This is a genomic window from Rhizobium sp. P1_B8, from assembly GCF_056406515.1.
This window is the reverse complement of record NZ_JBFTZZ010000035.1, coordinates 19,435-43,908: the sequence shown is the minus strand read 5'-3', so window position 1 is coordinate 43,908 and position 24,474 is coordinate 19,435. Positions and strand designations below refer to the sequence as shown.

15 protein-coding genes are annotated in these 24,474 nt (G+C 59.6%); 2 read left to right on the top strand and 13 right to left on the bottom strand.

Annotated elements, in window-relative coordinates; translation table 11 throughout:
- Positions 1–3: 3 nt before the first annotated feature.
- The 4 genes from AC1D2N_RS30495 to AC1D2N_RS30480 all read right to left on the bottom strand — a co-directional run bounded on the left by AC1D2N_RS30495 (position 4) and on the right by AC1D2N_RS30480 (position 9,240).
- Positions 4–3,897 carry a GH36-type glycosyl hydrolase domain-containing protein gene (locus AC1D2N_RS30495; RefSeq protein WP_130653121.1) on the bottom strand — a complete coding sequence of 1,298 codons (3,894 nt, stop codon included), beginning with the start codon at positions 3,895–3,897 and terminating at the stop codon, positions 4–6.
- A 30-nt stretch (positions 3,898–3,927) separates the two neighbouring features.
- Complete coding sequence (locus tag AC1D2N_RS30490; RefSeq protein ID WP_130653120.1) at positions 3,928–6,393, bottom strand: phosphoketolase family protein; 2,466 nt, start codon at positions 6,391–6,393, stop codon at positions 3,928–3,930.
- A gap of 389 nt (positions 6,394–6,782) precedes the next feature.
- Entirely contained in the window at positions 6,783–7,451 is a 669-nt protein-coding gene (locus AC1D2N_RS30485; protein WP_130653119.1) for a CBS domain-containing protein, read from the bottom strand.
- A 100-nt stretch (positions 7,452–7,551) separates the two neighbouring features.
- The gene (locus AC1D2N_RS30480) at positions 7,552–9,240 is read right to left on the bottom strand and encodes an ABC transporter ATP-binding protein/permease (protein ID WP_130653118.1); all 1,689 of its coding nucleotides are present in this window, start codon (positions 9,238–9,240) and stop codon (positions 7,552–7,554) included.
- Between the two features lie 548 nt (positions 9,241–9,788).
- Here AC1D2N_RS30480 and AC1D2N_RS30475 point away from each other — a divergent pair.
- Together AC1D2N_RS30475 and AC1D2N_RS30470 are read left to right on the top strand one after the other, a co-directional pair.
- Positions 9,789–12,311 carry a methyl-accepting chemotaxis protein gene (locus AC1D2N_RS30475; protein ID WP_130653117.1) on the top strand — a complete coding sequence of 841 codons (2,523 nt, stop codon included), beginning with the start codon at positions 9,789–9,791 and terminating at the stop codon, positions 12,309–12,311.
- Between the two features lie 266 nt (positions 12,312–12,577).
- Positions 12,578–13,390, top strand: coding sequence for a hypothetical protein (locus AC1D2N_RS30470; protein ID WP_130653116.1), 813 nt, complete (start codon positions 12,578–12,580; stop codon positions 13,388–13,390).
- 95 nt (positions 13,391–13,485) lie between these two features.
- On the opposite strand, the gene AC1D2N_RS30465 is transcribed toward AC1D2N_RS30470, so the two are convergent.
- From AC1D2N_RS30465 to adh, 9 genes are all read right to left on the bottom strand, one after another.
- A complete protein-coding gene (locus AC1D2N_RS30465) occupies positions 13,486–16,656 on the bottom strand; it encodes an efflux RND transporter permease subunit (RefSeq protein ID WP_047623022.1) in 3,171 nt (1,056 codons plus the stop codon).
- A 41-nt stretch (positions 16,657–16,697) separates the two neighbouring features.
- Positions 16,698–17,894 (bottom strand): efflux RND transporter periplasmic adaptor subunit, encoded by a 1,197-nt coding sequence (locus AC1D2N_RS30460; RefSeq protein WP_047623021.1) that lies wholly within the window; start codon positions 17,892–17,894, stop codon positions 16,698–16,700.
- 180 nt (positions 17,895–18,074) lie between these two features.
- On the bottom strand, positions 18,075–18,839 hold the full coding sequence (locus tag AC1D2N_RS30455) for a bestrophin-like domain (RefSeq protein WP_477982590.1): 765 nt from the start codon (positions 18,837–18,839) through the stop codon (positions 18,075–18,077).
- Between the two features lie 138 nt (positions 18,840–18,977).
- The gene (locus AC1D2N_RS30450; RefSeq protein WP_047623019.1) at positions 18,978–20,111 is read right to left on the bottom strand and encodes a calcium:cation antiporter; all 1,134 of its coding nucleotides are present in this window, start codon (positions 20,109–20,111) and stop codon (positions 18,978–18,980) included.
- Between the two features lie 294 nt (positions 20,112–20,405).
- Positions 20,406–21,113: an SDR family NAD(P)-dependent oxidoreductase gene (locus tag AC1D2N_RS30445; RefSeq protein ID WP_018243710.1), complete on the bottom strand. Its 708-nt coding sequence runs from the start codon at positions 21,111–21,113 to the stop codon at positions 20,406–20,408.
- A gap of 177 nt (positions 21,114–21,290) precedes the next feature.
- Positions 21,291–21,641 (bottom strand): ribbon-helix-helix domain-containing protein, encoded by a 351-nt coding sequence (locus tag AC1D2N_RS30440; RefSeq protein WP_018243709.1) that lies wholly within the window; start codon positions 21,639–21,641, stop codon positions 21,291–21,293.
- 24 nt (positions 21,642–21,665) lie between these two features.
- A complete protein-coding gene (locus AC1D2N_RS30435) occupies positions 21,666–22,262 on the bottom strand; it encodes a DJ-1/PfpI family protein (protein WP_477982588.1) in 597 nt (198 codons plus the stop codon).
- Positions 22,263–22,368: 106 nt separating this feature from the next.
- Positions 22,369–22,761: a DUF779 domain-containing protein gene (locus tag AC1D2N_RS30430; RefSeq protein ID WP_047623017.1), complete on the bottom strand. Its 393-nt coding sequence runs from the start codon at positions 22,759–22,761 to the stop codon at positions 22,369–22,371.
- Positions 22,762–22,928: 167 nt separating this feature from the next.
- A complete protein-coding gene (adh, locus tag AC1D2N_RS30425; protein ID WP_018446438.1) occupies positions 22,929–24,437 on the bottom strand; it encodes an aldehyde dehydrogenase in 1,509 nt (502 codons plus the stop codon).
- Positions 24,438–24,474: the final 37 nt, after the last annotated feature.

Sequence of the window (24,474 nt, the reverse complement as noted above, 5' to 3'; positions counted from 1 at the left end):
CCGCTAACCAACTATGATGTGGACGTTATGCATGCGTCCGTCATCCACAAGCGAGACGGCTTCGTTCGCGACTGGTTCACCGTCCAGGGTGACGGAGTGCACGCCTCGGCCGATGCCCTTCGCGTTGTCGAAACGGATGCGGTAGGTCGCTGATCCATATCGGTATGCGATCTCATAGGCCGGCCAGCCTGCCGGAACGCAAGGCTCGAACCGCAGAAACGGCCCTTGCTGGCGAAAGCCGAGGATCGCCTCGAGCGCTACGCGGTAGAACCAGCTGGCCGATCCGGTGTACCAGGTCCATCCACCGCGCCCAGTGTGTGGCGGCGCGCCATAGATATCGGCGCTGACCGCATATGGTTCCACCTTGTAGCGTTCGACTTGATCTCGCGTGGCGCCATGACAAATCGGATTGATCAGGTTCCAAAGCTTTAAGGTGAGATCGCCGTCGCCTTGCAAAGCGGTCGCCCAGACAACCCAGGTTGCCGCATGCGTGTATTGGCCGCCATTTTCACGGATGCCGGGGACATAGCCCTTGATGTAGCCGGGCTGTAGCAAGCCTTCGTCAAAAGGCGGGTCGAAGAGTTTGATCAGCTTGTCCTCTTGGAGGACCAGCCGGTCGTGGACCGCACGCATCGCGTTTGAAGCTCGTCCAGCATCGGCTTCGCCCGAAATGACGGCCCAGGCCTGCGGGATGGCGTCGATCTGGCATTCGTCGTTCAGGTCCGACCCGAGCGGCGTGCCATCGTCAAAATAGGCCCGGCGATACCAACCACCGTCCCAGGCGTTGGCCTCAAGGGCTGTGCGCAGCGCCTCGACTCGCTCGCGGCACCAGGCGGCTCTGCTTTGATCTCCACGCGACACTGAAATCTCGGCAAATGATTTCAGGACCGTGAGGAAGAACCAGCCGTTCCAGACGCTCTCTCCCTTGCCTTCGGCGCCGACCTTGTTCATGCCGTCGTTCCAGTCACCGGTTCCCATGAGAGGAAGGTCGTGGCTGCCCAATCGATAGCCATGCTCCAGCGCACGGATGCAATGCTCGTAGATGGAGCCGGACTGTTCGCTGGTCGCCGGCTGGTTGAAGTCTTCCTCCTGGTCTTCTTTCAACACCGGCGACGTGATGAAGGGAACCATCTCATCAAGCAGTTGAACGTCGCCCGTCGTGGACACGTAGTGGTGAACGACCAGAGGCAAGAAATAGAGGTCATCGGTGATCCGGGTACGCACGCCGATACCGGATGGAGGATGCCACCAGTGCTGGACGTCCCCCTCCTCAAATTGCCGTGCTGCCGATCGCAGGATCTGGGAGCGGGCCTCGCTCGGAGCGCTGTAGACCAGAGCCATCACGTCCTGGAGCTGATCCCTGAAGCCGTAAGCGCCTCCGGACTGATAATTGGATGTACGCGCCCAGACACGGCACGCCAGAACCTGGTACAGCAACCAGCGGTTCATCATCAAGTTCATCCCGACATCGGGCGTGGTCACCTGGATCGAGTTTAGAATATAGTCCCACTGGCGGACAACAGCCGACAGGTTACTGACCGCACGCTCGGAGTCGGCATGCTCGTGGACCAGCCTGCGGACTTCATCGAGGTCGGTAGTCTCTCCCAAGACAAAGACGATTTCTCTGCTTTCGCCGGGTGACAAGGAGATATCCACCATCAGCGCAGCGCAGGGATCCAGCAATGGACCGAACCGTTCTGCAAGATTGGTTCGCAGCATAGCCGCTGGCTGAAATACGGAACCATAGTTGCCAAGAAACTCCGCGCGGTCAGATGTCGCCGAGCGCGCCGGCTGACTGGCGGCTGCGAAAGCCAGCTTCCCGGCAAAGGCTCCGCCCCAGGGGTTTCTGGCGACGATGGCGCCCGACCGCGTATCCCGCGTGCAGACAATCCGCGTCGCCGCGTCTTCGCGGTGGGTCCCAAGTACCCACTCAGCGAAATAGGTTGCGGTGACGTGCCGAGCCCGAACATCATTGTTAGTAAGCCTGAGACGAATGATCTTGACCGGATCGTTGAGTGAAACGGAGACCGTCAGCTCTTGATCGAGGTGACGGCAGTGACCGATATAACGGCTGTAGCCTTGGCCGTGACGAACGGTCACCGCCGCACCAGGACCGATGGGCAGGGGTGTCGGCGTCCAGATATCTCCGGTTTCCTCATCCCGCAAATAGAGGACTTCGCCCGGCGCATCCGTAACCGGGTCGTTCGACCACGGTGTTAGCCGGTTCATCTGGCTATTCTCCGACCATGTGTAGCCGAGACCGGCTTCAGTCGTCAGACAGCCAAAATGCGGGTTTGCGATCACGTTGCTCCAAGGCGCCGGCGGCAGGGCGGCGGCTTGGGGTTTGAGCGCGCTCACGTGCACCACATACTCCTGTCCATCGGCTGTGAAGCCGCCGAACCCATTCCAGTATTGCAAATCCTCGGCTGGTTTAGGCGGAGGGGCTGTGGGTTGCTCGCTCAGCCCAGTGGTGATGGTGGGCGAAAGAGGTGACGTGGCCGGGAAGGGCCGGTTGAGTTGATCGCTGAGTTCACCGCCGGTTCCCAGCAGGACGATGCGCGCCGCCGCGGCGATGGTAGCCAGGTGGTCGCTTTCGGTACCGGGCTCGGAAAGGATAAAGATTCCGCCGGGTTTGCCGATCATGTCCGCTTGCGGGCCTGATTGCAGCTTTTCGGCCAGCCGCTTGGCGCTTTCTGCACCGCCCCCGTCAAGCAGGATCAGGTCAAATCTCAAGCCCCTCCGTCGAGCGAAATCATGGCCCATCGTCACTTGGCGAACGAGCGCATGATCCCCATCGCCATCCGCGCGGACCAGCACGATCGGGAGGTCGCCGGAGATACCTTGAGCCCAGAGAGCCGCTTGATCCCATCGATCTCTCGGGATAACAGGCGCCTGCCGCATGGCCTGGTTCGCAAATGCGACGCTCCCGGCCAGCCGATTGAACAGCGAGATATCGTCGGGCTTCAGGTTCAGTGTCCGGAGCTCGCTTTCGTATTTCCTTGACGCATCGGAGAAAGCTCGTTCGACCGCGTCGAACTTGGCGTATCTCTCGGCGATGCGCTGCACGGCCGACTGATCGTCTGCCGCTCCTGTGACGAAGGCGACGCGCGCGTCGGCGCCTGGCGCCAGACGAACCGTTCGCCGCAGACAGAAAATCGGGTCGAGGACAGGGCCGGTTGTTCCGGAGAGCGATGCGCCCACGTCGAATACCGAGGGGTTGGTTATCGTCCGGCCTCGGCCAAGAAATCTCAGCCGATCGGTTTCATATTCGGCCGCTTCGGCAGACGGCACGTTCGATGAGGAAACGTGAACTGCCCAAGTGGCTTTCTCCCCGGCAGCACGTGGCCTGCGGCGGGCAAACAGAGCGCCTGTCGCCTCGTCAAACCGGGTTTCTATAAATAGCTTGGCAAAACCCGGATGCGCCATATCCGCGCGACGATTGATCAGGCAGACCTCGGCATAGCTTGTCAGTTCGAGGGTTCGTTCCCGTGTACCATGATTCATGATCATGAGCACACGCACCTCCGCGTCCACATCGGACGCGACACAGATCTTCGAGACGATTTCAATGTCACCGGCGTGACAGACAAATTCGGCCCTGTCTCCGTGAAAGGCGTGCTTGTAGACATTTAAAGGGCGAAATATTGGCTGCTTTCCGATGGACCAGAGATCGTTGTCCGTCAGATCCCTGATATAACAAAATTGGCCCCAGCAATCGCGGATGCTGTCCTCGCGCCACCGGGTAATGTCAAGGCCTTGCCACATTCCGTAACCGGCCCCGGCGGCCGTGACCAGCACACTATACCGATCGTTGGAAAGCAAGGCGACCGCGGAGCCGGGATTCGCCGGCTCCGCGATATTGTCATGTCGTGCTGCGTCGGACGTGCTCGTTGCCACTGGAACCTCCGTTCGATTGGACGCCGCCGCTCAAGCATTATCCCCTTCGGTCGAGGTTCTTTGGGACCTTCCCGGCTGGCCTTTCGAGCCCCATTTCCAGCCGCTGATTGCTGGCATGTCGTCGCCGTATTTCTCGATGTATTGCCTGTGTTCGATCAGCTTCTCGCGAATTGCCTGTTTGAAATAGGCAGCGCGCGCACCGAGTTGCGGCAGCCGGTCGATGACGTCCTCGACCAGATGGAAACGGTCCATCTCATTCAGGACCACCATGTCGAACGGCGTCGTCGTCGTTCCTTCTTCCTTGTAGCCGCGGACGTGTAGATTGCCGTGATTGGTACGGCGGTAGGTGAGCCGGTGAATGAGCCACGGATAGCCGTGGAAGGCGAAGATGATCGGCTTGTTCTTGGTGAACAGTGCATCGAAATCGCGATCCGGCAGCCCGTGTGGATGCTCGGATGGCGGTTGAAGTTTCATCAGGTTCACCACGTTGATGACGCGGACTTTCAGTTCCGGCAGGTGCTCCCGGATCAGCTCGACTGCCGCCAGCGTCTCAACTGTTGGAACATCGCCACAACATGCCATCACGACGTCTGGCTCACTTCCCTTGTCGTTGCTTGCCCATTCCCAAATGCCGAGACCCTCGCTGCAATGCTTGATGGCCTGATCCATCGTGAGCCACTGCGGGGCGGGCTGCTTGCCTGCGACAACGACGTTGACGTAGTTGCGGCTGCGCAAGCAGTGATCCGTCACCGAGAGCAATGTATTGGCGTCCGGCGGCAGATAGACCCGGACAACCTCCGCCTTCTTGTTGACCACGTGATCGATGAACCCCGGGTCCTGATGGCTAAAGCCATTGTGGTCTTGCCGCCAGACGTGGGAACTCAGGAAGTAGTTAAGCGAGGCGACCGATCGCCGCCATGGAATGTCGTTGCACACCTTCAGCCATTTGGCGTGCTGGTTGAACATCGAGTCGATGATATGGATGAAAGCTTCATAGCAGGAAAAGAAGCCATGCCGGCCGGTCAGCAGGTAACCTTCCAGCCAACCTTGGCATTGATGCTCGCTGAGCACCTCCATCACTCTGCCATCGGGCGACAGATGATCATCTTCCGGATAGATCTCCGCCATGTAGCAGCGGTCGGTGACCTCCAATACGTCCTGCCAGCGATTGGAGTTGTTCTCATCGGGGCTGAACAGCCGGAAGTTCTTGCTGTCCATGTTCATCTTCATGATATCACGGAGAAACTTACCCATCACCCGCGCCGCCTCGGTATGGGTTTGCCCGGGCCTTGGAACGGAGACTGCGTAGTCGCGGAAGTCGGGCATCTTCAGGTCCCGCAACAGCAATCCACCATTGGCATGCGGATTGTCGCTCATCCGACGATGCCCCACGGGGGCCAGCGCCGCCAGGTCTGGCTTGAAGCGGCCATTGTCGTCAAACAGTTCCTCTGGGCGGTAGCTCTTCATCCATTCCTGCAGAATTTGGATGTGCTCCAACTTGTCCATGTCGCCCATCGGCACCTGGTGCGCCCGCCAGTAGTCCTCGCACTTCTTACCGTCGATCTCGGGGGGGCAGGTCCAGCCTTTCGGCGTGCGGAAAACGATCATCGGCCACATCGGACGTTTCACGTTGCCCTTGGTGCGGGCTGCTGCCCATATTTCCTGGATATCCGTCACTGCAGTGTCGAGCACGCCGGCCAATTGCTGGTGCACGCTTTCTGGGTCACTGCCTTCGACGAAATATGGCGTGTAACCCATGCCTTCGAAGAATTTCCTTAGCTCTTCACGGGGAATGCGGGCCAGGAAGCACGGGTTGGCGATCTTGTAGCCGTTCAGGTGCAGGATCGGCAGCACGCAGCCGTCGCGAGCCGGATTGAGGAACTTGTTGCCGTGCCATCCCGTCGCAAGCGGCCCCGTTTCGGCTTCCCCGTCGCCGACAACGCAAGCGACAATCAGATCCGGGTTGTCGAACGCCGCCCCGTAGGCGTGGCTAAGGGCATAGCCCAGCTCGCCGCCCTCGTGGATGCTGCCGGGGGTTTCCGGCGCAACATGGCTGGGGATGCCGCCGGGGAAGCTGAACTGCTTGAACAGCTTCTTCATGCCTTCGTCGTCTTGGCCGATATTGGGATAGACTTCGCTGTAGGTGCCTTCGAGATAGGCGTGTGCAACCAGCGACGGTCCGCCATGTCCGGGTCCGATGACGTAGATCATTTCAAGATCATCGCGTTTGATCACGCGGTTGAGGTGCACGTAAAGCATGTTCAAGCCCGGCGACGTGCCCCAATGGCCAAGCAGCCGTGGCTTTATATGCTCGCGTTTCAATGGTTTTTTCAGCAGCGGATTGTCGAGAAGATAGATCTGACCCACCGACAGATAGTTCGATGCCCGCCAATAGGCGTCCATCGACTGTAATTCTTTTTTCGAAAGGGGGCCGCCCGTTGTTATCTTCTTGTGTATGGCGACCTTTGCGTCTCCAGTCGTCTTGAGCGAAACCATGGTATCTCCTCCTCTGAGCCCAGATTGCTACGGTAAGATCTTCCAAGGCGAGAAATCGTCGAGTTTTTAAATGCCAGCGATTGAAGAGGGCGGTGCGATGCTTGGCGGAAGGAATGCTAAGCGCGAGGCATAGTCTGCCCCGCGATCGTTATCGACCGAATATGCGATATGGTGCCCGTTTCAATCAGCCTAAGGCGCTGGCACGCCGTTGCGGCGGTCCATCACCAATGCCTCCAGCTCCTATGTATCGCCCTGCCGTCAAAAACGGCTTCGTGCCAGGCTGTCTATGCGTAAGAGCTAATACTCTCACGAAACGCGTCTGAAGCACAGTCAAATTCGAAGGTGTCTGAGGTTTAATCCGAAGCCGATGGCAAAGAGCCCGCTGACTCTCACGGACGATCGCCGGAGAAGTGTTCAACCACTCGCGTCACGCCCCTGACACTTTCGGCAGCGACGCGCGCTGCCTTCTTGCATTCCTCCGTGTCGATGCTTCCCCACAGGTGGGCCACACCGTCAGTAACCGTTACGGCCATGTCTTTTCCTAGAAGACTTGAATTTTCGCTGAGGCGTATCGCAATGCTGCGACGGATGGCCTCGTCACCTGGTGCGGTTTCATCACGATCGGCAGCAACGATCGCCTTCAGCAGATCTGCACGACTGATGATGCCAATCGGCACGCCATCTCTCATCACGGGAATACGTTTTATCCGGTGTTTCTGCATCAAGGCTGAGACCTGGCCCAAAGACGTGTCCTCGCCTACGACGACCGGGTCGCGGCTCATGACGTCGGCAACTTTCCACGCGTTGCTCTTGACGTAAGCCGTGGCTTTCTCTTCGGCGGTAAGGGCAAACGTTCCGAGCTCGGCGGCGGCTGCCCCTCCTAACTCCGTTCTCCGCAGCAGATCACCTTCACTGAGTATCCCGATCAGGCGACCCGCATCGTCGATGACCGGGACGCCACTAACCTGATTTGCGAGCATGATTTCGGCGGCTCGCCGAACGCTGTTATCCGGTGATACACCGACAAGCTTCGTGGTCATCACATCTTTGACTAGCATCTCCGCACGACCTTCCCCCAAAGAGGGCAACGAGGATTTGCTAAATTAAACCTGTTGCGGGTGTACGACAACCAAATTAACGGCGTTGCCGCGCCCTGTCTCAGGCGCGGTTCACCGTCCATGTCCAGCTGCCATCCTCACCGCATTCCAACACCGCATCGTGGCAATCGCGCAGGACGTCAGTTTCCGCGTTGTTGATGCAGGTGATCGAATTTTCAGAAAGTATCTGCAGGATCCTGGGAAATTGTTCGAGACCGAGCGTCGTGTCGATTCGATCCAGGAAGACGAACTGCGGGGCCGCGAGAAGAATATTGACGAGTGCGAGGAGTTGCTGCTCCTGCAGCGAAAGCAACATTTCCCAATCCTTCTCGGCATGTAGCCCGCCCGCCTGTGCTAGCACCCGTTCGAGATTGAGCTCGTGCAGGAGCTGGATGATGCGGTCGTCCGGGATTTTGCTCGAGCGTACGTTGCGTACGAGAATCTGGTGCAGCGTGCTTGTCGGCAGATAAGGCCGCTGAGGGAGAAAGAGTATATCGTCGGGACCTGGGCGGATGATGCGCCCGGAGCCCTTGAAGGAAATGCCGGCTGTCGCTCTAAACAGCGCGACGCGTGCAGCTTGAGCCGGCCCCGTGATCAAGACACGCATCCCGATGGGGATCGAAACCGACAAGTCTTTGACGAAAGGAACTTCGCTCGCCGATGACAGCAGAGTCAACGTCTCATAGGCCAGACGCCCTTTTTCTTCGACAATCGCGATACCTGATCCTGCGGGTGCTCGTACCTGTTCTATAGCCTCCATCAGCGAGCTAAGCCGCGCCACGACCGCAGCGAACGTCGAGATGGACTGGAACTGGGTTATGATCAGCGAAAAAGCTCCCACCAGCATTGCGAAAGCTGCGCCGGACTGGGTGATCACGCCGAAGTCGATGTCCCCTCTCATGTAGGCAGGAGCAATGATTAAGGCGGGAATGATTTGGATCAGCCAGTTGTAACCCGTGGTGAAGAATCCCACGTTGCGATTGATCGCGGTGACTTTGCGAAAATTGGTGACCGCATCCTCGAGTCGCTGCAGTAGACGAAAGCTCTGCTGTTCTTCGCAATGCGCCAGCACAATGGATTCTGCGTTTTCTCGAACTTGAATTAGGTCGGAGCGGAAGCTGGCCTCTTTGTCGAGTTGATCGTAGTTGAGTTTGATGAGCGGTCGCCCAAGCGCGATCGTCAGGTACGACCCGCAAGCGGCATACAGAACGGCCACCACAAACAGCAGGGGACTTATCGACCACAGCACACCGGAAAAGGCTATGATTGTGAGGCTGCTGTTGAGTACCATCAGGACGAAGGACAGCGTAGTGACCGTGAATACACGCATGTCCTCAGTGATCCGCTGGTCGGGGTGGCTAAGCTGTCCCGATACATCCAGCTGATAATAAGCCCTGTCGGCGAGATAGAGATTGATGGCCCGCCGGGTGAGGAATTCCCGCCAGAGCAGCGCAAGGCGTTCCTCAATGAACCGGGAGACGACCGCGACGATGGTGAATGCCGCAAAGACCCCGATATAGAATATTGCCTGCCGGATGAATTCGGGCGTTTCGCGATTGGCGATCGCGGTCATGAAGTTACGGCCGACGTAACTGTTGACGACGTTCAAGCTGCTGAGCGCGAACAAGAGCGCCACGAGCCCGGCAAACATCAAGCCAGCTTTGCTGCCGACCTCCGATGTCATGAAGACCCTGACCGCTCGTACGAAGCGAACGGCGGTCACCTTGAAGGGAATTTGTCGCGTGTCCATGGCATCCCTTTTGGCAAGCTCGAGTTAAAAGTAGGAATGGCCTCTTAGTCGTTGGGCAGCGCCAAAACCGAACGTCTATGAGAAGGCCGTAAAGTGAAGATCTGCGGGATAATCTGACCAATATACTCCCTCAACCGGCGGCCTGCTCACACTTCCTGTGACGTCGTCGGCGATGAATCGGCAATGAGGATCGCCTCCACGGCGAGGTCGCGCATCAACAGACATACGCGGAGCGTGCAGCCAGCCATAGATGGGCGAATAAGCCCCTTGGCTCTTGATAAGAGATAATCGATACCAACTACGTCCTCGTAGAGCGGGTGCATTGCCTGTTCAGCGCAGACGACAAGGAGGGCTTTTTGCGTTTCCAGAAGTTCCTCAGCAGGGGCCGCTTATGATGAATACCCGATCTGCTTACATGCTTGTTCGAGTGTCTGAACCACGCCCTTCTCCCCGATAGGCGAAGCGTGCATGGTCCTCGGATCAACCCATTTATCGGTTCTTAAGCAAAGAATGACAGCTTAGCTGCAATCGGTGGTGAGGGTGCATTCGTGGTAAATGGCTTGATGTCGCGGGTTCGCATTCAGACGAAGGTGCTCGTACTTTTGGCACCATTCGTCATTAGTCTATGCGCAGTGGGACTGACGGGGTACTACGCGTCCAGCCTGCTCGAGGGACGGATGGAGATCTCCAACCATGTCTTGCAGTCCCTGAACGGGTTCAAACATGTTTCTTCCAGCATGACCGGCTTTCTGATGAAACCGTCGCAGGAAGCTCGTGATACCGCGCTTGCGGACGCCCGAGAGCAACTGGCAAACCTGAAGCAGACGATCGAGAGGCTAAGGCCGACGACCGATGTGGGGCTTCTTGACCGGGCGCTTGATCAGTCGCAAATCATCCCGCAAAAGATCGAAGCGATCTGGCAAATCGAAACGGGACAGCAGAAAATTCTCAGTGATGTGGACGCTGCTTCCGCTGCACTACTTGACCTGCAAGGGCAGGTTGGCAAGCGCTCGTTCATGCTGATGGCCAGTGCGAAAAAGATGGAAAATGCCAACAAGAGCGGCCTGAGCAATTCCGTCTCCATCAGCGCCGCCGCCAGTGTCGCGACAAAACTTCGCAATGACTATACGAACGCGACGACGCCGGCTGACAAAGTAAGCCTGCTAGCCAAATATGCGCCCGATTTGCAAAAGGCAAAGGAGCAGCTTTCGCCTGCTGTAGCGACCGAAGCCCTCGCCGCGCAGTATACCGCTGCTGTGGATGCCATCGCCAACGCTTCGAAGGTGTCGCCTGACACTTTGGATGTCCCAGCAACGGATACCGCCGTCGCCAATCTTGCTGCAACTGGCGACAGTCTCAAGACGATTGGCGACGATCTGATGCGGACCTCCGTGCTTGCGCTTGCCGCGTCGGACAAGGATACCTCTCAAGCGACGAATGTCGGCAACGAACTGCGCGCCATCGTTAACAGCAATAACGAGATCCGCGTCGGCTTCGCCGAACTCGCCGGCAATCCAGATGACGCGCGAGTGAAGAAAGTCCAGCAGTCGATCTACATGTATCAGACCGAGCTCGGCCGTCTCGCCGGCGTGGTGAACGACGATCCGGTCTTTGCCGAAATTCCGAAGAAGGCTCAACCCGTCCTCGATCTGCTTGCGGCGAACGCGGCAGCGCTCTCCGAAGGCGCGATGCGCAAGCTGGCTGAGTTCGACAGCGCTGCGGGGCAGATCGACAACACCTGGAACCTGCTTGCTCAATTCGCCGAGACGCAGAGGCAAAATGCTGGCCAGGATCGTCAACAGGCCAATAGGATATCCGGCGGCGCGATTGTCATTGGCATCCTGATTGCTATGACCGCAGGTGCCGCGCTGGTCGTCACCCTGAAGGGACCGATCACCCAGATTACCGCAGCGATGCGCAAGATCGCAGAGGGAAGGCTCGATACCACAATCACCGGCGAGGCGCGGGGCGACGAAATCGGGGAAATGGCCCGTGCGCTCTCCGTCTTCAAACAAAATGCGCTGTCGAATGTCGAAATGGAACAACAGGCCGAGATCGCGCGTAGTGATGCGGAATCTGAGCGCGCCCACAACGAACTCGAGCGACGTAGCGCCAAGGCCCAGGTTGACGCCGCAATTGAGGCGCTTGCAGACGGACTCACACGGCTGTCGCGCGGGGAGTTGAATTTTTCGATCGATACGCCCTTTGCCGCCGAACTCGACCGGATCCGTATCGATTTCAACATGTCGGTGGCGGGTCTCAGGGAGACGCTCTGCGATATCCGCGAGACGTCTTCCCTCATTAGCGACAATGGCCGACAGATGGCGGAAGCCGTTGATGACCTGGCCAGTCGAACGGAAAAGCAGGCGGCTGCACTTGAAGAAACCGCAGCGGCAGTGGAGGAGATTTCTTCCGCCGTCAACACCTCTTCAGGACGGGCAGCAGCAGCGCTTGCGCTTGTCCAACGCGCCAAACAGGGCGCCGACGCCTCGGCTTCAGTGGTCCAAGACGCGGTTTCGGCCATGGGACGGATTGAGGACGCGTCGGGCAAGATCGTTCAGATTGTCAGCGCCATCGACTCCATCGCTTTCCAGACCAATCTCTTGGCCCTGAACGCGGGAGTCGAAGCGGCGAGAGCCGGTGAGGCCGGCAAGGGCTTTGCTGTCGTGGCGCAGGAGGTGCGGGAGCTGGCGCAGCGATCGGCTCGCGCAGCCAAGGAAATCGGCGAGCTCATCAATAATTCCGTTCGAGAGGTTGCGTCCGGCTCCGAATTCGTCGGCCGCACGGGCGATGCGCTGACGGAGATTTCCAGCGAGATCGTCCACATCGTCGGCCATATTGAACTCATCGCCTCGTCAAGCCGCGAACAGGCAACGACACTTCATTCGATCAACGCGTCGGTGAACGATATTGATCGTATGACGCAGCAAAATGCGGCGATGGTGGAAGAGACGAATGCTGCCACCCAACAGCTATCGTCCGAGGCGCTTGCACTTACCGACATGATTGCACGCTTTCGGCTTGAAGGCCGCGAGAGCCCGGCTTCAAGAGGATACGAGGCTGCGGCATGACGGCAGCACGTATTCGCAGAGCCTGTTAACTTGCTTTGATATGCATGGTTTCCGATCAGAAAGCTGATGAGTGATACGTTTCCCTTGATCAGTTTTCAGGCGCACGATCGTTGCTAAAATAGCAATATTCTAATATACGTGGAGCCGGCGTTTTAATATTTTCGCAACGGCAAGCAACGTCCCACCGAATGGCGGGCGTTTATTATCCTATTCACCAGGCGTTCGATTTCATGAAGTAGATCAGGGATTTATAGGGGGAGGAATAAATGCGGCAATGGGCACCTTCTTTACAGACGGCTCCGCATGGAAGGCGTCGTCTTTGGTTTGCTGTCTTGGGATTGACCGCGCTCTGTGTAGCGGTGTTCTCAGCTGGCGTCGCATCCGCGCAGGCGCCGACTGAAGAGCAGCGCAATGCGATCAGGGCGGAATGCCGATCCGATTTCATAGCGCAATGTTCAGGGGTGACGCCAGGCGGCATCGAGGCGCTCACTTGTCTGCAACAGCATGATGCCACACTGTCGGCTGGCTGCCGGAAGGCGGTGTCGGCGGTGAGCAAACCCAAGTCGACATCCGCGGAGCCGGCTCCGGCTGCGCCCGCGACCACTGGGTCGACCACCCCAGCGCCGGCGACGGGYGCAGCGGCACATCAGCCGACGCAGGCGCAGCGCAATGCCGTCAAATCGGCCTGCCAACGCGATTTCATGACGCAATGCTCGGGCGTCACACCGGGCGGCACGGAGGCACTCAGCTGCTTGCAACAGCACAATGCCGCTCTATCGGCGCCGTGCCAACAAGCCGTTGCGGCCTTAGGAGGATCAACTGGGGGAGGATCAGCCGGATCAAGCCCAGCCACCGGCGGTGCTGCTGCGACGGTTGCGACCACGCCTGCTCCTCGGGCCATGATGCCGGCCTTCTCGCCACGCGAGGAACTGATGATCCTGCGCGAAACCTGCGGATCGGATTTCCAGGCCCTGTGCCGCATGGTGCCTTTGGGTGGAGGGCGGGGTATCGCTTGCCTGCGGGACAATCTGCAACGTGTGTCGCCTGCCTGCCACAGGGTCCTGACCTCGGGATTATAGCGCTTGTTCGAAACTCGCACTGTGAAGTGCCGCCAACAACCTGCCCCGGCGCGAAACCGCAGGTGATCGCGCAACAGGTTGTTGCAGCAGCCCCCTTACTGAACCTTCGGCATCTCTGCCTCTGCGACGCCTGCGGCCTTTGCGCGGCCTTTCCAATATTCTTCGAGGCGCTGCAGCACGACGTAAAAGGACGGTACGAAGAGCACAGCGAGGCAAGTCGAGGCGATCATGCCGCTGAAGACCGATATGCCGATTGACTTGCGGGCCGATGCGCCGGCGCCGGTCGCCAGCACCAGCGGCAGGACGCCGAGGATAAAGGCGAAGGAGGTCATCAGAATTGGCCGGAAGCGCAGGCGGGCGGCCTCGACGGCCGCGTCCAGGATTTCCATGCCTTCCGCCCGCTTTTCCCGCGCATATTCGACGATCAGGATGGCATTCTTCGATGCAAGCGCGATCAGCAGAATAAGGCCGATCTGCGTATAGAGATTGTTGGCAACGCCGGCTGCCGTGAGTGCTGCCACCGTGCCGAGGAGGGCGAGCGGCACGGCGAGAATGACGGCGAAAGGCAAGATCCAGCTTTCATACTGGCCGGCGAGCACGAAATAGACGAGGAGCATGGCGAGCGCGAAGATGAAATAGATCTGCCCACCCACGGCCTTCTCCTGATAGGACAGCGCCGTCCACTCGAAACCTGTGCCCGGCGGCAGTGTGCGATCGGCAATCTGCTCCATGACGTCGAGCGACTGGCCGGAACTGAAGCCGGCGGCAGGCCCGCCAACGATGGTTGCTGTGGGGTAGAGATTGTAGAGGCTGATCAGAGACGGGCCTTGCGTCGTCGAGACATCGACGACCGTGCCGAGTGGCACCATCGTCCCGTCACCGGCTTTGACCTTCAGATTGCGGATGTCTTCGGCGCTGACCCTGAAATCGGAAGCGGCTTGCGCATAGACCTGGAAGGTGCGGCCAAATTTGTTGAACTGGGTCACATAGCTCGATCCGACATAGCCGGAGAGAGCGGAGAAGACCTGCCCCACCGTAATTCCCAGCGTCTCCGCCTTGATGCGATCGACGGAAACGGCGAGTTGCGGCACGTTCGAGCGAAAAGGCGTGCTCAGCCTTTGCAGCGACGATTGGGCACTGCCGTTCTTGACGATCGTATCGGCAAGCGATTGCAGCAGCGGGTAGTCGGAAATGCCGTTCCTGATTTCGACCTGCATGGTAAAGCCGCTGGCATTGCCGACGCCCTGGATCGGAGGCGGGACGACCACCAGCGTCTTGGCGGCCAGCAAACTTTGCAGCGCGCTATTCAGATGCTGGTAGATCGACAGCAGATCCTGCCCCTTCTGCTTGCCGCGCTCGTCCCAATCTTTCAGCACGACATAGGCAACGCCGGCATTCTGCAGGCTGGCATTGTTATCGAGAACGGAAATGCCGCTGATGGTCAGCACCTGATCGACGCCCGGTGTGGCTTCGGCGATCTTGCCGACCTCTTCCATCACCGCGTCGGTGCGCTCTTTCGAGGCGCCGTCGGGCAACTGTGCGCTGATCAGCACATAGCCTTGATCCTCGATGGGCAGAAACGCAGTCGGTAGGCGGGCGAGCCCCCAGACGGCGACCCCGATCAGCGCAAATGCTGCTATGACCATGATACCGCTGTGGCGGGTCATCGATCCGATCAGCCCGGCATAGCTGCGTTCACCCCTGTTATAGACCCTGTTGAAGCCGCGATAGAAGACGTTGCGTCTCTCTGGTGGGACTGGAGGTCGCAGCCAAAGCGCGCATTGCGTCGGTTTCAGGGTGACGGCATTGATCGCACTGATCAGCGCCGTGGCGGCGATGACGAGGGCGAACTGCCGATAGAGCTGCCCGGTCAGGCCGGGCAGGAAGGCGGCCGGAATGAAAACGGCCATCAGCACCAGCGTAATGCCGATGACCGGGCCGAGCAGTTCCTCCATCGCCTTTTCGGCCGCCTGTCGGCCGGACATGCCCGCCTCGATGTGCCGGGCAACCCCTTCGACGATGACGATGGCATCATCGACGACGATGCCGATGGCGAGAACGATGGCAAACAGCGTCGACAGGTTGACGGTGAAGCCCAATGCCGCCATGGCCGCGAAGGCGCCGATGATGGTAACCGGAACGGTGGTTGCCGGCACGAGCATCGCCCGCCAATCCTGCAGGAAGACGAGAATGACGATGAGAACGAGAACACCCGCCTCGATCAAGGTGACGTAAACCTCGTTGATAGAGGCCTCGACGAATTTCGTCGTGTCGAACGGCAGGTGATATTCGAGGCCCTGCGGGAAGCTCTTCGAGAGCTCCTGCATTTTCGTGTTCACCGCCTGGGCCACCGCGATGGCATTCGCCTCCGGCAGCTGAAAAATGCCGATACCGGCCGCCGGTCGACCGTTCTGCATGAAGGACTGGCTGTAGGTTTGGGCGCCGAGTTCGACGCGGCCGATATCGCGGATGCGGGTAACGCGGCCGCCCTGTCCGCTTTCGACCTTGACGATGATGTTTTCGTAGTCTGCCGCCTCGTTCAGCCGGCCATTGACGTTCAGCGTGTATTGGAAGACCTGCCCTTTCGGCACCGGCGGAATGCCGATCTGGCCGGCAGCGACCTCCTGGCTTTGCTGCTGCACGACGCTGACGACATCCTGCGGTGTCAGGCCGCGCGCCTGCAGCAGGTTCGGATCCATCCAGATTCGCATGGCATACTGGCCGGCGCCGAACACGGTAACGTTGCCGACACCCGGCAGGCGGGCAAGTTCATTCTGCAGGTTGATGACGGCATAGTTCGACAGGAACAGGCTGTCATAGCGGCTATCGGGCGAGGTCAGGGTGACGAAGCCGAGGATCGCCGTCGATTTCTTTTGCGTCGTCACGCCCTGAAGCTGCACCGCTTCGGGAAGCGATGACATCGCTATGGCAACGCGGTTTTGCACCAGAACCTGGGCCTGGTCCGGATCCGTTCCGATGGCAAAGGTCACGGTCAGCGAATAAGTGCCGTCGCTGGCGCTCGTCGACTGCATGTAGAGCATGTCCTGCACGCCGTTGACCTGTTGCTCGATCGGCAGCGCGACGGTGTCAACGAGGGTTTGGGCGTTGGCGCCCGGAAAGCGTGTCGTCACCTGTACCGTCGGCGGGACGACATTCGGATATTGCGCCACAGGCAGTTGGAAAAGGGCCACCGCGCCGATGAGCACGAAAACCAACGCCAGAACGTTGGCGAGTATCGGTCGCTCGATGAAGAAGCGCGAGATCATGCTGTTGTCCTTAGACGTTCAGATGAACCATGGTGGCGAATTCATTGCGTGGTGGTCTTGGCTTTGGCATCGCCGGCGGCAGCTGCCGGCGGGTTCATTTCTATTTTCTCGGGCGTGACCTTGCTGCCGGGGATGGCCTGCTGGATACCTTGGGTCACGACCCAGTCGGCCGGATCGAGACCGGAGTCGATGACGCGGAGCGCACCTTCACGCTGGCCGGTCTTGACCTGCTTCTGCTCGATGACGTCGTCCTTGCCGAGGACAAGCAGGTAGCTGCCCAACTGGTTCGTTCCGATGGCGTCGTCGCGCACCAGCAGAGCCTTGTCGTTATGGCCGACCGGCACCCGAACCCGCACGAAGAGACCGGGCAGCATGGCGCGGTCCTTGTTGTCGAACAGCGCGCGCACTTGAAGCGTGCCTGTGGAGGCATCGAGTTGCGGCGAGACGTAGTCGAGATGGCCCTTGTGCGGATAACCTTGTTCCGTCTGCAGGCCGATCTCCGCAGGAATGCTTGGAAGGTCCGTCTGCTTGAAGGTATGACCCTGCTTCGCCAGGCTTTCCTTGATCATCAGCACCTGAGTTTCGCTGACGTTGAAATAGGCATAAAGCGGATCCGTCTGCACGATGCTGGCGAGTTTGGTGGGACCGGATACGCCGACAAGCGCGCCGATATCGACGAGGTGATCGGTGACGGTGCCGTCGAACGGGGCAAGCACTTCCGTATATCCGAGATTGATCGTCGCGAGATCGAGATTGGCCTGGGCATTGAGGATGGACGCATTCGCCTCGTCGAGCGTTGCCTTGGCGCTGTCGACGGCGGTCTGCGTGGTGACCTGTTGCTTCGACAGATTGAGCTGGCGGTCATACTCCTGCTTGGCGCCGACTTGGGAAGCCTGTTGCGAGGCGAGTGACGCCTTCGCCTGATCCAGTTGCGCCTGATAGGTGTCGCGCTCGATGCCGAAGAGCTTGGTGCCCTTCATCACCGTCATGCCGTCCTGGTAGTCGATCGATTGGATATAGCCCTGGACGCGCGCCTCGATATCGACAGCATTGAGCGGCGCGGTATTGCCGGTGAGTTCGAAATAGAGCGTTACCGGTTGCTGGAGCGGCTGAGCGACGCGAACCGGAGGTGGCGGAGGGGGAACGTAGGTGTTGCCGCTTTCTTCGCAGCCCACGAGAATTGCCATGCCGGCAAGCACCACGGACAGGTGCAGACCCTGATACAATCTCACACGCATTGCCGCCGCCCCGATGTTTACGAGCCCCAGTCTTCATGCGTGCCTCGGCGGAGACGACCCCTCTCCGAAAAGTTCCGGGCATGCGATATTATGTCGCGGCATTGCTGCAAATTGCAATAGCGGCTGGCGCACAATTAAACTGTGTCGAAGCTCACTCTCGACGGACGCCATGACGTGGCTCTAGGGTTTCCCGAGGCGTTCGATGGCAGACTGCAAAGGTGCATCCGAAACATGGACCAGCCCGACATAGGGATTGGCCATATCCGAAATCAGGAAAATCGCGCCCGCAACGGACAGGGCGCAAACAAGCAGAATTGACAGCACCGTCGGATTGACCGGTGCCTGCAGCCCGAAGGTCGCGAAAAGCAGCGCGAGCCAACAGACGAGAACGGTAAGGAAGGCCCAGGGCAAACCCTCCTTACCGGATTCGACCAGCAGCCAGTGGGTTTCGGCTACCATGCCGCTCACCTCCAGAGCACGCGCCTGGAGAGAGCGCTGCGCCGCATCCTTCGGCGCCAGGGATCGAAGGTCGGCCTGAACCGACTCTATATCCTGATATTCTCCCAGCGCTTTGGCGGATGGCTCGTCGGTGGTTTCGGCCGTCCAGCCGCGGCTCAGTCGTTTCTCGATGAGTTCACGCAGCAATTGCCGCGCCTTGTCGGTTTCCGGCCCGTATTGCRCCATGACGCGGTCAAGCAGCAGTACCCGCGCGGCCGCCGTTCTCATCTCCACTTCGGCGTTGTCGTAGGTCGACTTGGCGGATGCGATCAGCAGGCCGAGCGCCAGGGCCGACAGCGTTCCCACCACTGCGGTTGCCAGCCTGATGACGTCCTTGGATTCCGCATTGAGATGGTGATTGGGCAAGCGGGCACGCACGATCAATCCTATCGACGTCGCCATCGACAGACATAGAAATACAAGCCCGCCAACCAATAGTGAGCCCAAGTCCGGTCTCCGTATCGCCACGTAAGTCGTGCAGCCATCTTGCAAGCTGTACAATAGCTCCCGTCATCATAGCGGAAGACAGACCAAGCGCGGGAATCTTTAATTGCCTGCCCTCGCGCGGCCGCCATCGGGCGGGGTTCATTGCTGGAAAATGAGCAGCACGTAAGCCAGGAAAAGCACCAGATGGACAGCGCCTTGCATGAGATGCGTGCGGCCGCTGGCAAAGGTGATGATGCTGACGGCAAGAGTGAGCAGGAGCATCACCAGATCTCCATGCTCCAGGCCGAGTGTCACGGGGTGTCCATAAAGCTGACTGACAACAAGCATCGCCGGCACCGTCAGCCCGATCGTCGACAGCACCGAACCAAGGAAGATATTGACGGAACGCTGAAGATTATTGGCGATGGACGCACGCACGGCGCTGATTGCCTCAGGCGTAGCGACCAGGATGGCCATGACAACACCGCCAAGTGCGGTTGGAGCATGCAGGGTTTCGATAATGTAATCGATCGGCAGGGCAAGCTGTTCGACGAGAAAGACGACGGGAGCCATATAGGCGAAAAGCAGAATGGCATGAGGCCAGACCGGTCCGTGGCGAGGGACACGTTCGCTGATGGGCTCGTGACGGTTGCTGTCGTCAGTGAAATAGTCCCGATGGCGGCCGGCCTGAAGAAACAGAAACGTAGCGTAAAGGCCGACCGATATTATACCCAGTATCAGTTGTCTCGGTGCGGATGGATGCTGTCCGTCCGGGCCTGCAAGAAATGTCGGCATCACCAGGCTCAGGGTCGCCAGCGGTACGATGACCCCGAGATAGGCGTTGGCGCCCTGCAGATTATGTTGCTGTTCCGGTCGCCGCCATGCGCCCAGCAGCAAGGACAGACCGACCATGCCGTTCAGGATGATCATGACGACGGCGAACAGGGTGTCGCGCGCAAGCGTGGGATTGTTCTCGCCGTGAAGCATGACGGCTGATATTGCCATCACCTCGATCGAGGTGATGGCAAGCGTCAGAATGAGCGTGCCGTAGGGTTCCTTCAGCCGCTCAGCCAAATGATCCGCGTGCCGGACAACCGACAGAGCGGAGCCGAGGACGGCAGCGAACAGCCACGCGAAAACGACAGTGAACCAAAGCGGATCGGAAAGCTGCCCGAAGAGCTGCTCCTGGAAAACAAGAAACGCCAAGCTCGTTGCGACGCTGACGCCCAGGAACCATTCCTCGCGTAGCAGGCTGTTTGCGCCGACAGCGCGCAATGCCGGACCGTCTGTCATCGAAACCACCCGCCTTCTGGCAAATGCCGCCGCAATGCGATCCTCACGACCATTGTGTCCGCCCGCTGTCTTGTGCCCGTCGCATGAGCGGGCGGAGACGAGGCTGCCTTAAGGCGAACCGAACCTCAAGCCAGATCGTGTGTCACTGATTAAAACTCGCAGGTCTCTGTAGTCTCATCACCCATTGCTCACGACAAACGGATTGCCGCCGAAACGGAAGGCAAGGCGAGGCCGGCCAAAGCTCGGCGCGGCGGTTGAAGCGCGTTTCGACGGCGGCTCACGCCGCGTCTTCCACTATTCGCGGCCGGTCGCGGGGATTGCTGCGCCAGTGACGACGGCTGCGGCCGGCGAAATCAGGAAGGCGATGAGGCGGGCGATCGATTGCGGCGACACCCAGCCATCGGTCTTCGCATCGGGCATGGCCGCGCGATTCTCAGGTGTGTCGATTGTCCCGGGCAGGATGCAGTTGGCGGTGATGCGGTCGTCGCGGCATTCGGCAGCGATCGCCTCGGTCAGACGGATGACAGCGGCTTTCGAGGCGGCGTAAGCGGCCTGCTTGGCGCCGGCCTTCAGGCCGGGCGCGGCGGCGATATGAACGATGCGGCCGTAGCCCGCGGCCTTCATGGTCGGGAGAACCGCGGCGCTGATCGTCAGCGCAGTGCGGGCGTTTGCGGTCATCATCGTCTCCCACTGCGCGGGGGCCTCCGGCCCGACCGGCCCCATCTGGAAACCGCCGACGGTATTGACCAATGCGCTGACACCGCCGAAGCGCTTTACGGCCCGGGCGACGGCGGCGGCGCAGGAAGCATAATCGGTGAGATCCGTTCCGGCGATCGACAGAAACTCGGTGGAGGCAGGAAGATCACCGGCCAAGGCTTCCAGCTCACTGCTCGAACGGTTCATGCAGACGAGTTTTGCGCCGGCGTTGGCAAGCTCGCGGACAACGGCGCTGCCGAGGTTGCCGCCGGCTCCGGTGACGATCACGGCTTTCTGGTCGTTCATGGCAATCGATCTCCTGACGGTGCCGGTGCTGGATGATGCCGCGCATTGTTGATCCAGGCTGGCCGGCAGCGCAAGCCCGCTGGGGAAGACAAGGTCAGACATCTTGCGGAACTGCCCGAGGAGTTATCCGCGGGCAGTTCCGTCCGTCATTGTCCGATGGTCCGGTCGGACCGGCTTTCAGTGATACTTCGCCCGTTCTCGGCCGAGAATTCCAGGGGCGTCGAGACCGGAGATTGGGCGGGTGACGTCGGCCGGGATGTCACCTGCGAGCTGCAGGTCGAGATAGCGGGCGCAGCAGACCCGCAGGAAGGATGTGAAGTTTCCAAGATCATGGCCGGCATCGATCGATTCATGATGCAGCCGGGTGATCAGCTGGACGACATTCATGCCGTCGCGGCGGGCGATCTCCTCGAGCTTCGACCAGAAGAAATTCTCCAGCCTGACGCTGGTGACCATGCCGTCGATGCGCAGCGACCGGGTGGCGCTTTCCCAGAGCCGCGCATCGGCCTTGATGAACAATTCACACATGTCGTCCTCCCGGTGCCGCCCTTCTTAGGCGGCGTTGGTTTCCAGCAGTGCTGCGGCATCGAGCACGGCCATGAACTGACGCAGCCACGAGGGATGGGCGGGCCAGGCGGGTGCCGTGACCAGATTGCCGTCCGAGACTGCATCGCTGATAGCGATGTCGGCATAGATGCCGCCGGCAAGTTCGACTTCCGGCCGGCAGGCGGGATAGGCCGAGCAGGTGCGGCCCTTCAAAACCCCGGCGGCGGCAAGCAGCTGTGCGCCGTGGCAGATAGCGGCGACGGGTTTTCCGGCGTCGAAGAAGTGCCGCACGGATTTGATGACCTCGGCATTGAGGCGCAGATATTCGGGTGCGCGGCCGCCGGGGATGACGAGCGCATCGTAATCTTCGGCGCGCACGCTGTCGAAGGTGGCATTCAGAGCGAAATTATGGCCGCGTTTTTCGGAATAGGTCTGGTCGCCTTCGAAATCGTGGGTGGCGGTGGCGATGGTGTCGCCGGCCTTCTTGCCTGGGCAGACGGCGTCGACTGTGTAGCCGCAGGCGAGCAGCGTCTGGAACGGCACCATCGTTTCGTAATCTTCGGTGAAATCACCGGTGATCATCAGGATCTTTGAGGCTGGCATCGTTTCCTCCCTTTGAAACCAACTGGCGGAGAGTAGCAAACAGCGACGGAGTGCAGGTACTATGGGAATACTACAGGCAAAATTCGTACCCGATAAGGCGACGGCTTTAAACCGCCCTGACCTTCACATCAGGCAATGCGCAAGCCTCGCCGCCGCCGAAGAGGCGGGAGCGGGTCAGGAAACGCTTCTCCCGGCCGTTATCGAGCGAGAACATGCCGCCGCGGCCCGGTACGACGTCGATGATCAGCTGCGTATGCTTCCACGCCTCGAACTGGCTGGCGCTGATATAGACCGGTACGCCGCCGATCTCGCCGAGCTTGACGTCGTTGTCGCCGATCATGAATTCATTAGCCGGATAACACATCGGCGAGGAGCCGTCGCAGCAGCCGCCGGACTGGTGGAAGAGGATATCGGGATGATCCCGCTTGATTTCTGCGACCAAATCGAGAGCTGTGTCGGTTGCGAGAACACGCGCTTCGCCGTTGACGGTGGTTTCCATGGCTGCCTCCTCCGGCGGATAACCCCGAAAATCGGATCGATTTTCGGAAAGGTTATACGCAAATTCAAAGCGTTAGAGCGTCCTACGGGATGCGTGCCGCTCTAAAGACAAGGCCTTCTCCCCGTGTCGGGGGAGAAGGCTTTTCATCATAACATCATCGGCTGCTCTCAGAAGAAGCCGAGTGCTTTCGGGCTGTAGCTCACCAGCATGTTCTTGGTCTGCTGGTAGTGGTCGAGCATCATCTTGTGGGTTTCACGACCGATGCCCGACTGCTTGTAGCCGCCGAAGGCGGCATGGGCTGGGTAGGCGTGGTAGCAGTTGGTCCAGACTCGGCCGGCCTGGATCTCGCGGCCGAAACGATAGCAGCGATTGGCGTCGCGGCTCCAGACACCGGCGCCGAGGCCGTAGAGCGTGTCGTTGGCGATTTCGAGCGCTTCCTTCTCGTTCTTGAAGGTTGTGACCGAAACCACCGGTCCGAAGATCTCCTCCTGGAACACACGCATCTTGTTGTGACCCTTGAAGATCGTCGGCTTGACATAATAGCCGTTCGCCAACTCGCCGCCGAGATCGTTGCGCGAGCCGCCGGTCAGTACCTCGGCGCCTTCCTGCTTGCCGATGTCGAGATAGGCGAGGATCTTTTCCAGCTGCTCCGTCGAAGCCTGGGCGCCGATCATCGTCGCGGTGTCGAGCGGGTTGCCCTGCTTGATCGCCTCAACGCGTTTGACGGCCTTTTCCATGAAGCGGTCGTAGATCGATTCCTGGACGAGGGCGCGGCTCGGGCAAGTGCAGACTTCGCCCTGGTTGAGGGCAAACATCGCAAAGCCTTCGAGCGCCTTGTCGAGGAAGTCGTCGTCCTCGGCCATCACATCGGCGAAGAAGATGTTCGGCGACTTGCCGCCGAGCTCCAATGTCACCGGAATGAGGTTCTGGCTGGCATATTGCATGATCAGCCGGCCAGTCGTCGTCTCGCCGGTGAAGGCGATCTTGGCGACGCGCGGGCTGGTCGCCAGCGGCTTGCCGGCTTCTATGCCGAAGCCGTTGACGATGTTGAGCACGCCGGGCGGCAGCAGATCGCCGACGAGTTCGGCCCAGAGCAGGATCGAGGCCGGTGTCTGCTCGGCGGGCTTCAGCACGACGCAGTTGCCGGCGGCAAGTGCAGGCGCCAGCTTCCAGGTGGCCATCAGGATCGGGAAGTTCCACGGGATGATCTGACCGACGACGCCGAGTGGCTCATGGAAGTGATAGGCGACGGTATCGTGGTCGATCTCGCCGATCGAACCCTCCTGGGCGCGAATGCAGGAGGCGAAGTAGCGGAAGTGGTCGATCGCCAGCGGAATGTCGGCTGCCATGGTTTCGCGGATCGGCTTGCCATTGTCCCAGGTCTCGGCCTGGGCGAGCAATTCCAGCTTGTCTTCCATGCGCTGGGCAATCTTCATGAGGATATTGGAGCGCTCGGCAGCGGAGGTGCGGCCCCATTTTTCCTTTGCCGCATGGGCGGCGTCGAGCGCGAGATTGATGTCCTTTTCATTGGAGCGGGGAATGTCGCAGAGCTTGCCGCCGGTGACGGGCGTGAGGTTTTCAAAGTATTTGCCTTCGACCGGCTCGCGCCATTCGCCGCCGATATAGTTGCCGTATTTCAGCTTGAACGGCGACTCGACGATTTTCTGATGAAGCATGTCATCCTCCCTTGATGATCCAGGTTCCCAAGCGAAC

Bases quoted from the DNA above. Each gene is read 5' to 3' on its own strand.
- AC1D2N_RS30490 (WP_130653120.1), bottom strand. From the start codon at position 6,393: ATGGTTTCGCTCAAGACGACTGGAGACGCAAAGGTCGCCATACACAAG.
- AC1D2N_RS30485 (WP_130653119.1), bottom strand. From the start codon at position 7,451: ATGCTAGTCAAAGATGTGATGACCACGAAGCTTGTCGGTGTATCACCG.
- AC1D2N_RS30480 (WP_130653118.1), bottom strand. From the start codon at position 9,240: ATGGACACGCGACAAATTCCCTTCAAGGTGACCGCCGTTCGCTTCGTA.
- AC1D2N_RS30465 (WP_047623022.1), bottom strand. From the start codon at position 16,656: ATGATCTCGCGCTTCTTCATCGAGCGACCGATACTCGCCAACGTTCTG.
- AC1D2N_RS30460 (WP_047623021.1), bottom strand. From the start codon at position 17,894: ATGCGTGTGAGATTGTATCAGGGTCTGCACCTGTCCGTGGTGCTTGCC.
- AC1D2N_RS30450 (WP_047623019.1), bottom strand. From the start codon at position 20,111: ATGACAGACGGTCCGGCATTGCGCGCTGTCGGCGCAAACAGCCTGCTA.
- AC1D2N_RS30445 (WP_018243710.1), bottom strand. From the start codon at position 21,113: ATGAACGACCAGAAAGCCGTGATCGTCACCGGAGCCGGCGGCAACCTC.
- AC1D2N_RS30440 (WP_018243709.1), bottom strand. From the start codon at position 21,641: ATGTGTGAATTGTTCATCAAGGCCGATGCGCGGCTCTGGGAAAGCGCC.
- AC1D2N_RS30435 (WP_477982588.1), bottom strand. From the start codon at position 22,262: ATGCCAGCCTCAAAGATCCTGATGATCACCGGTGATTTCACCGAAGAT.
- AC1D2N_RS30430 (WP_047623017.1), bottom strand. From the start codon at position 22,761: ATGGAAACCACCGTCAACGGCGAAGCGCGTGTTCTCGCAACCGACACA.
- adh (WP_018446438.1), bottom strand. From the start codon at position 24,437: ATGCTTCATCAGAAAATCGTCGAGTCGCCGTTCAAGCTGAAATACGGC.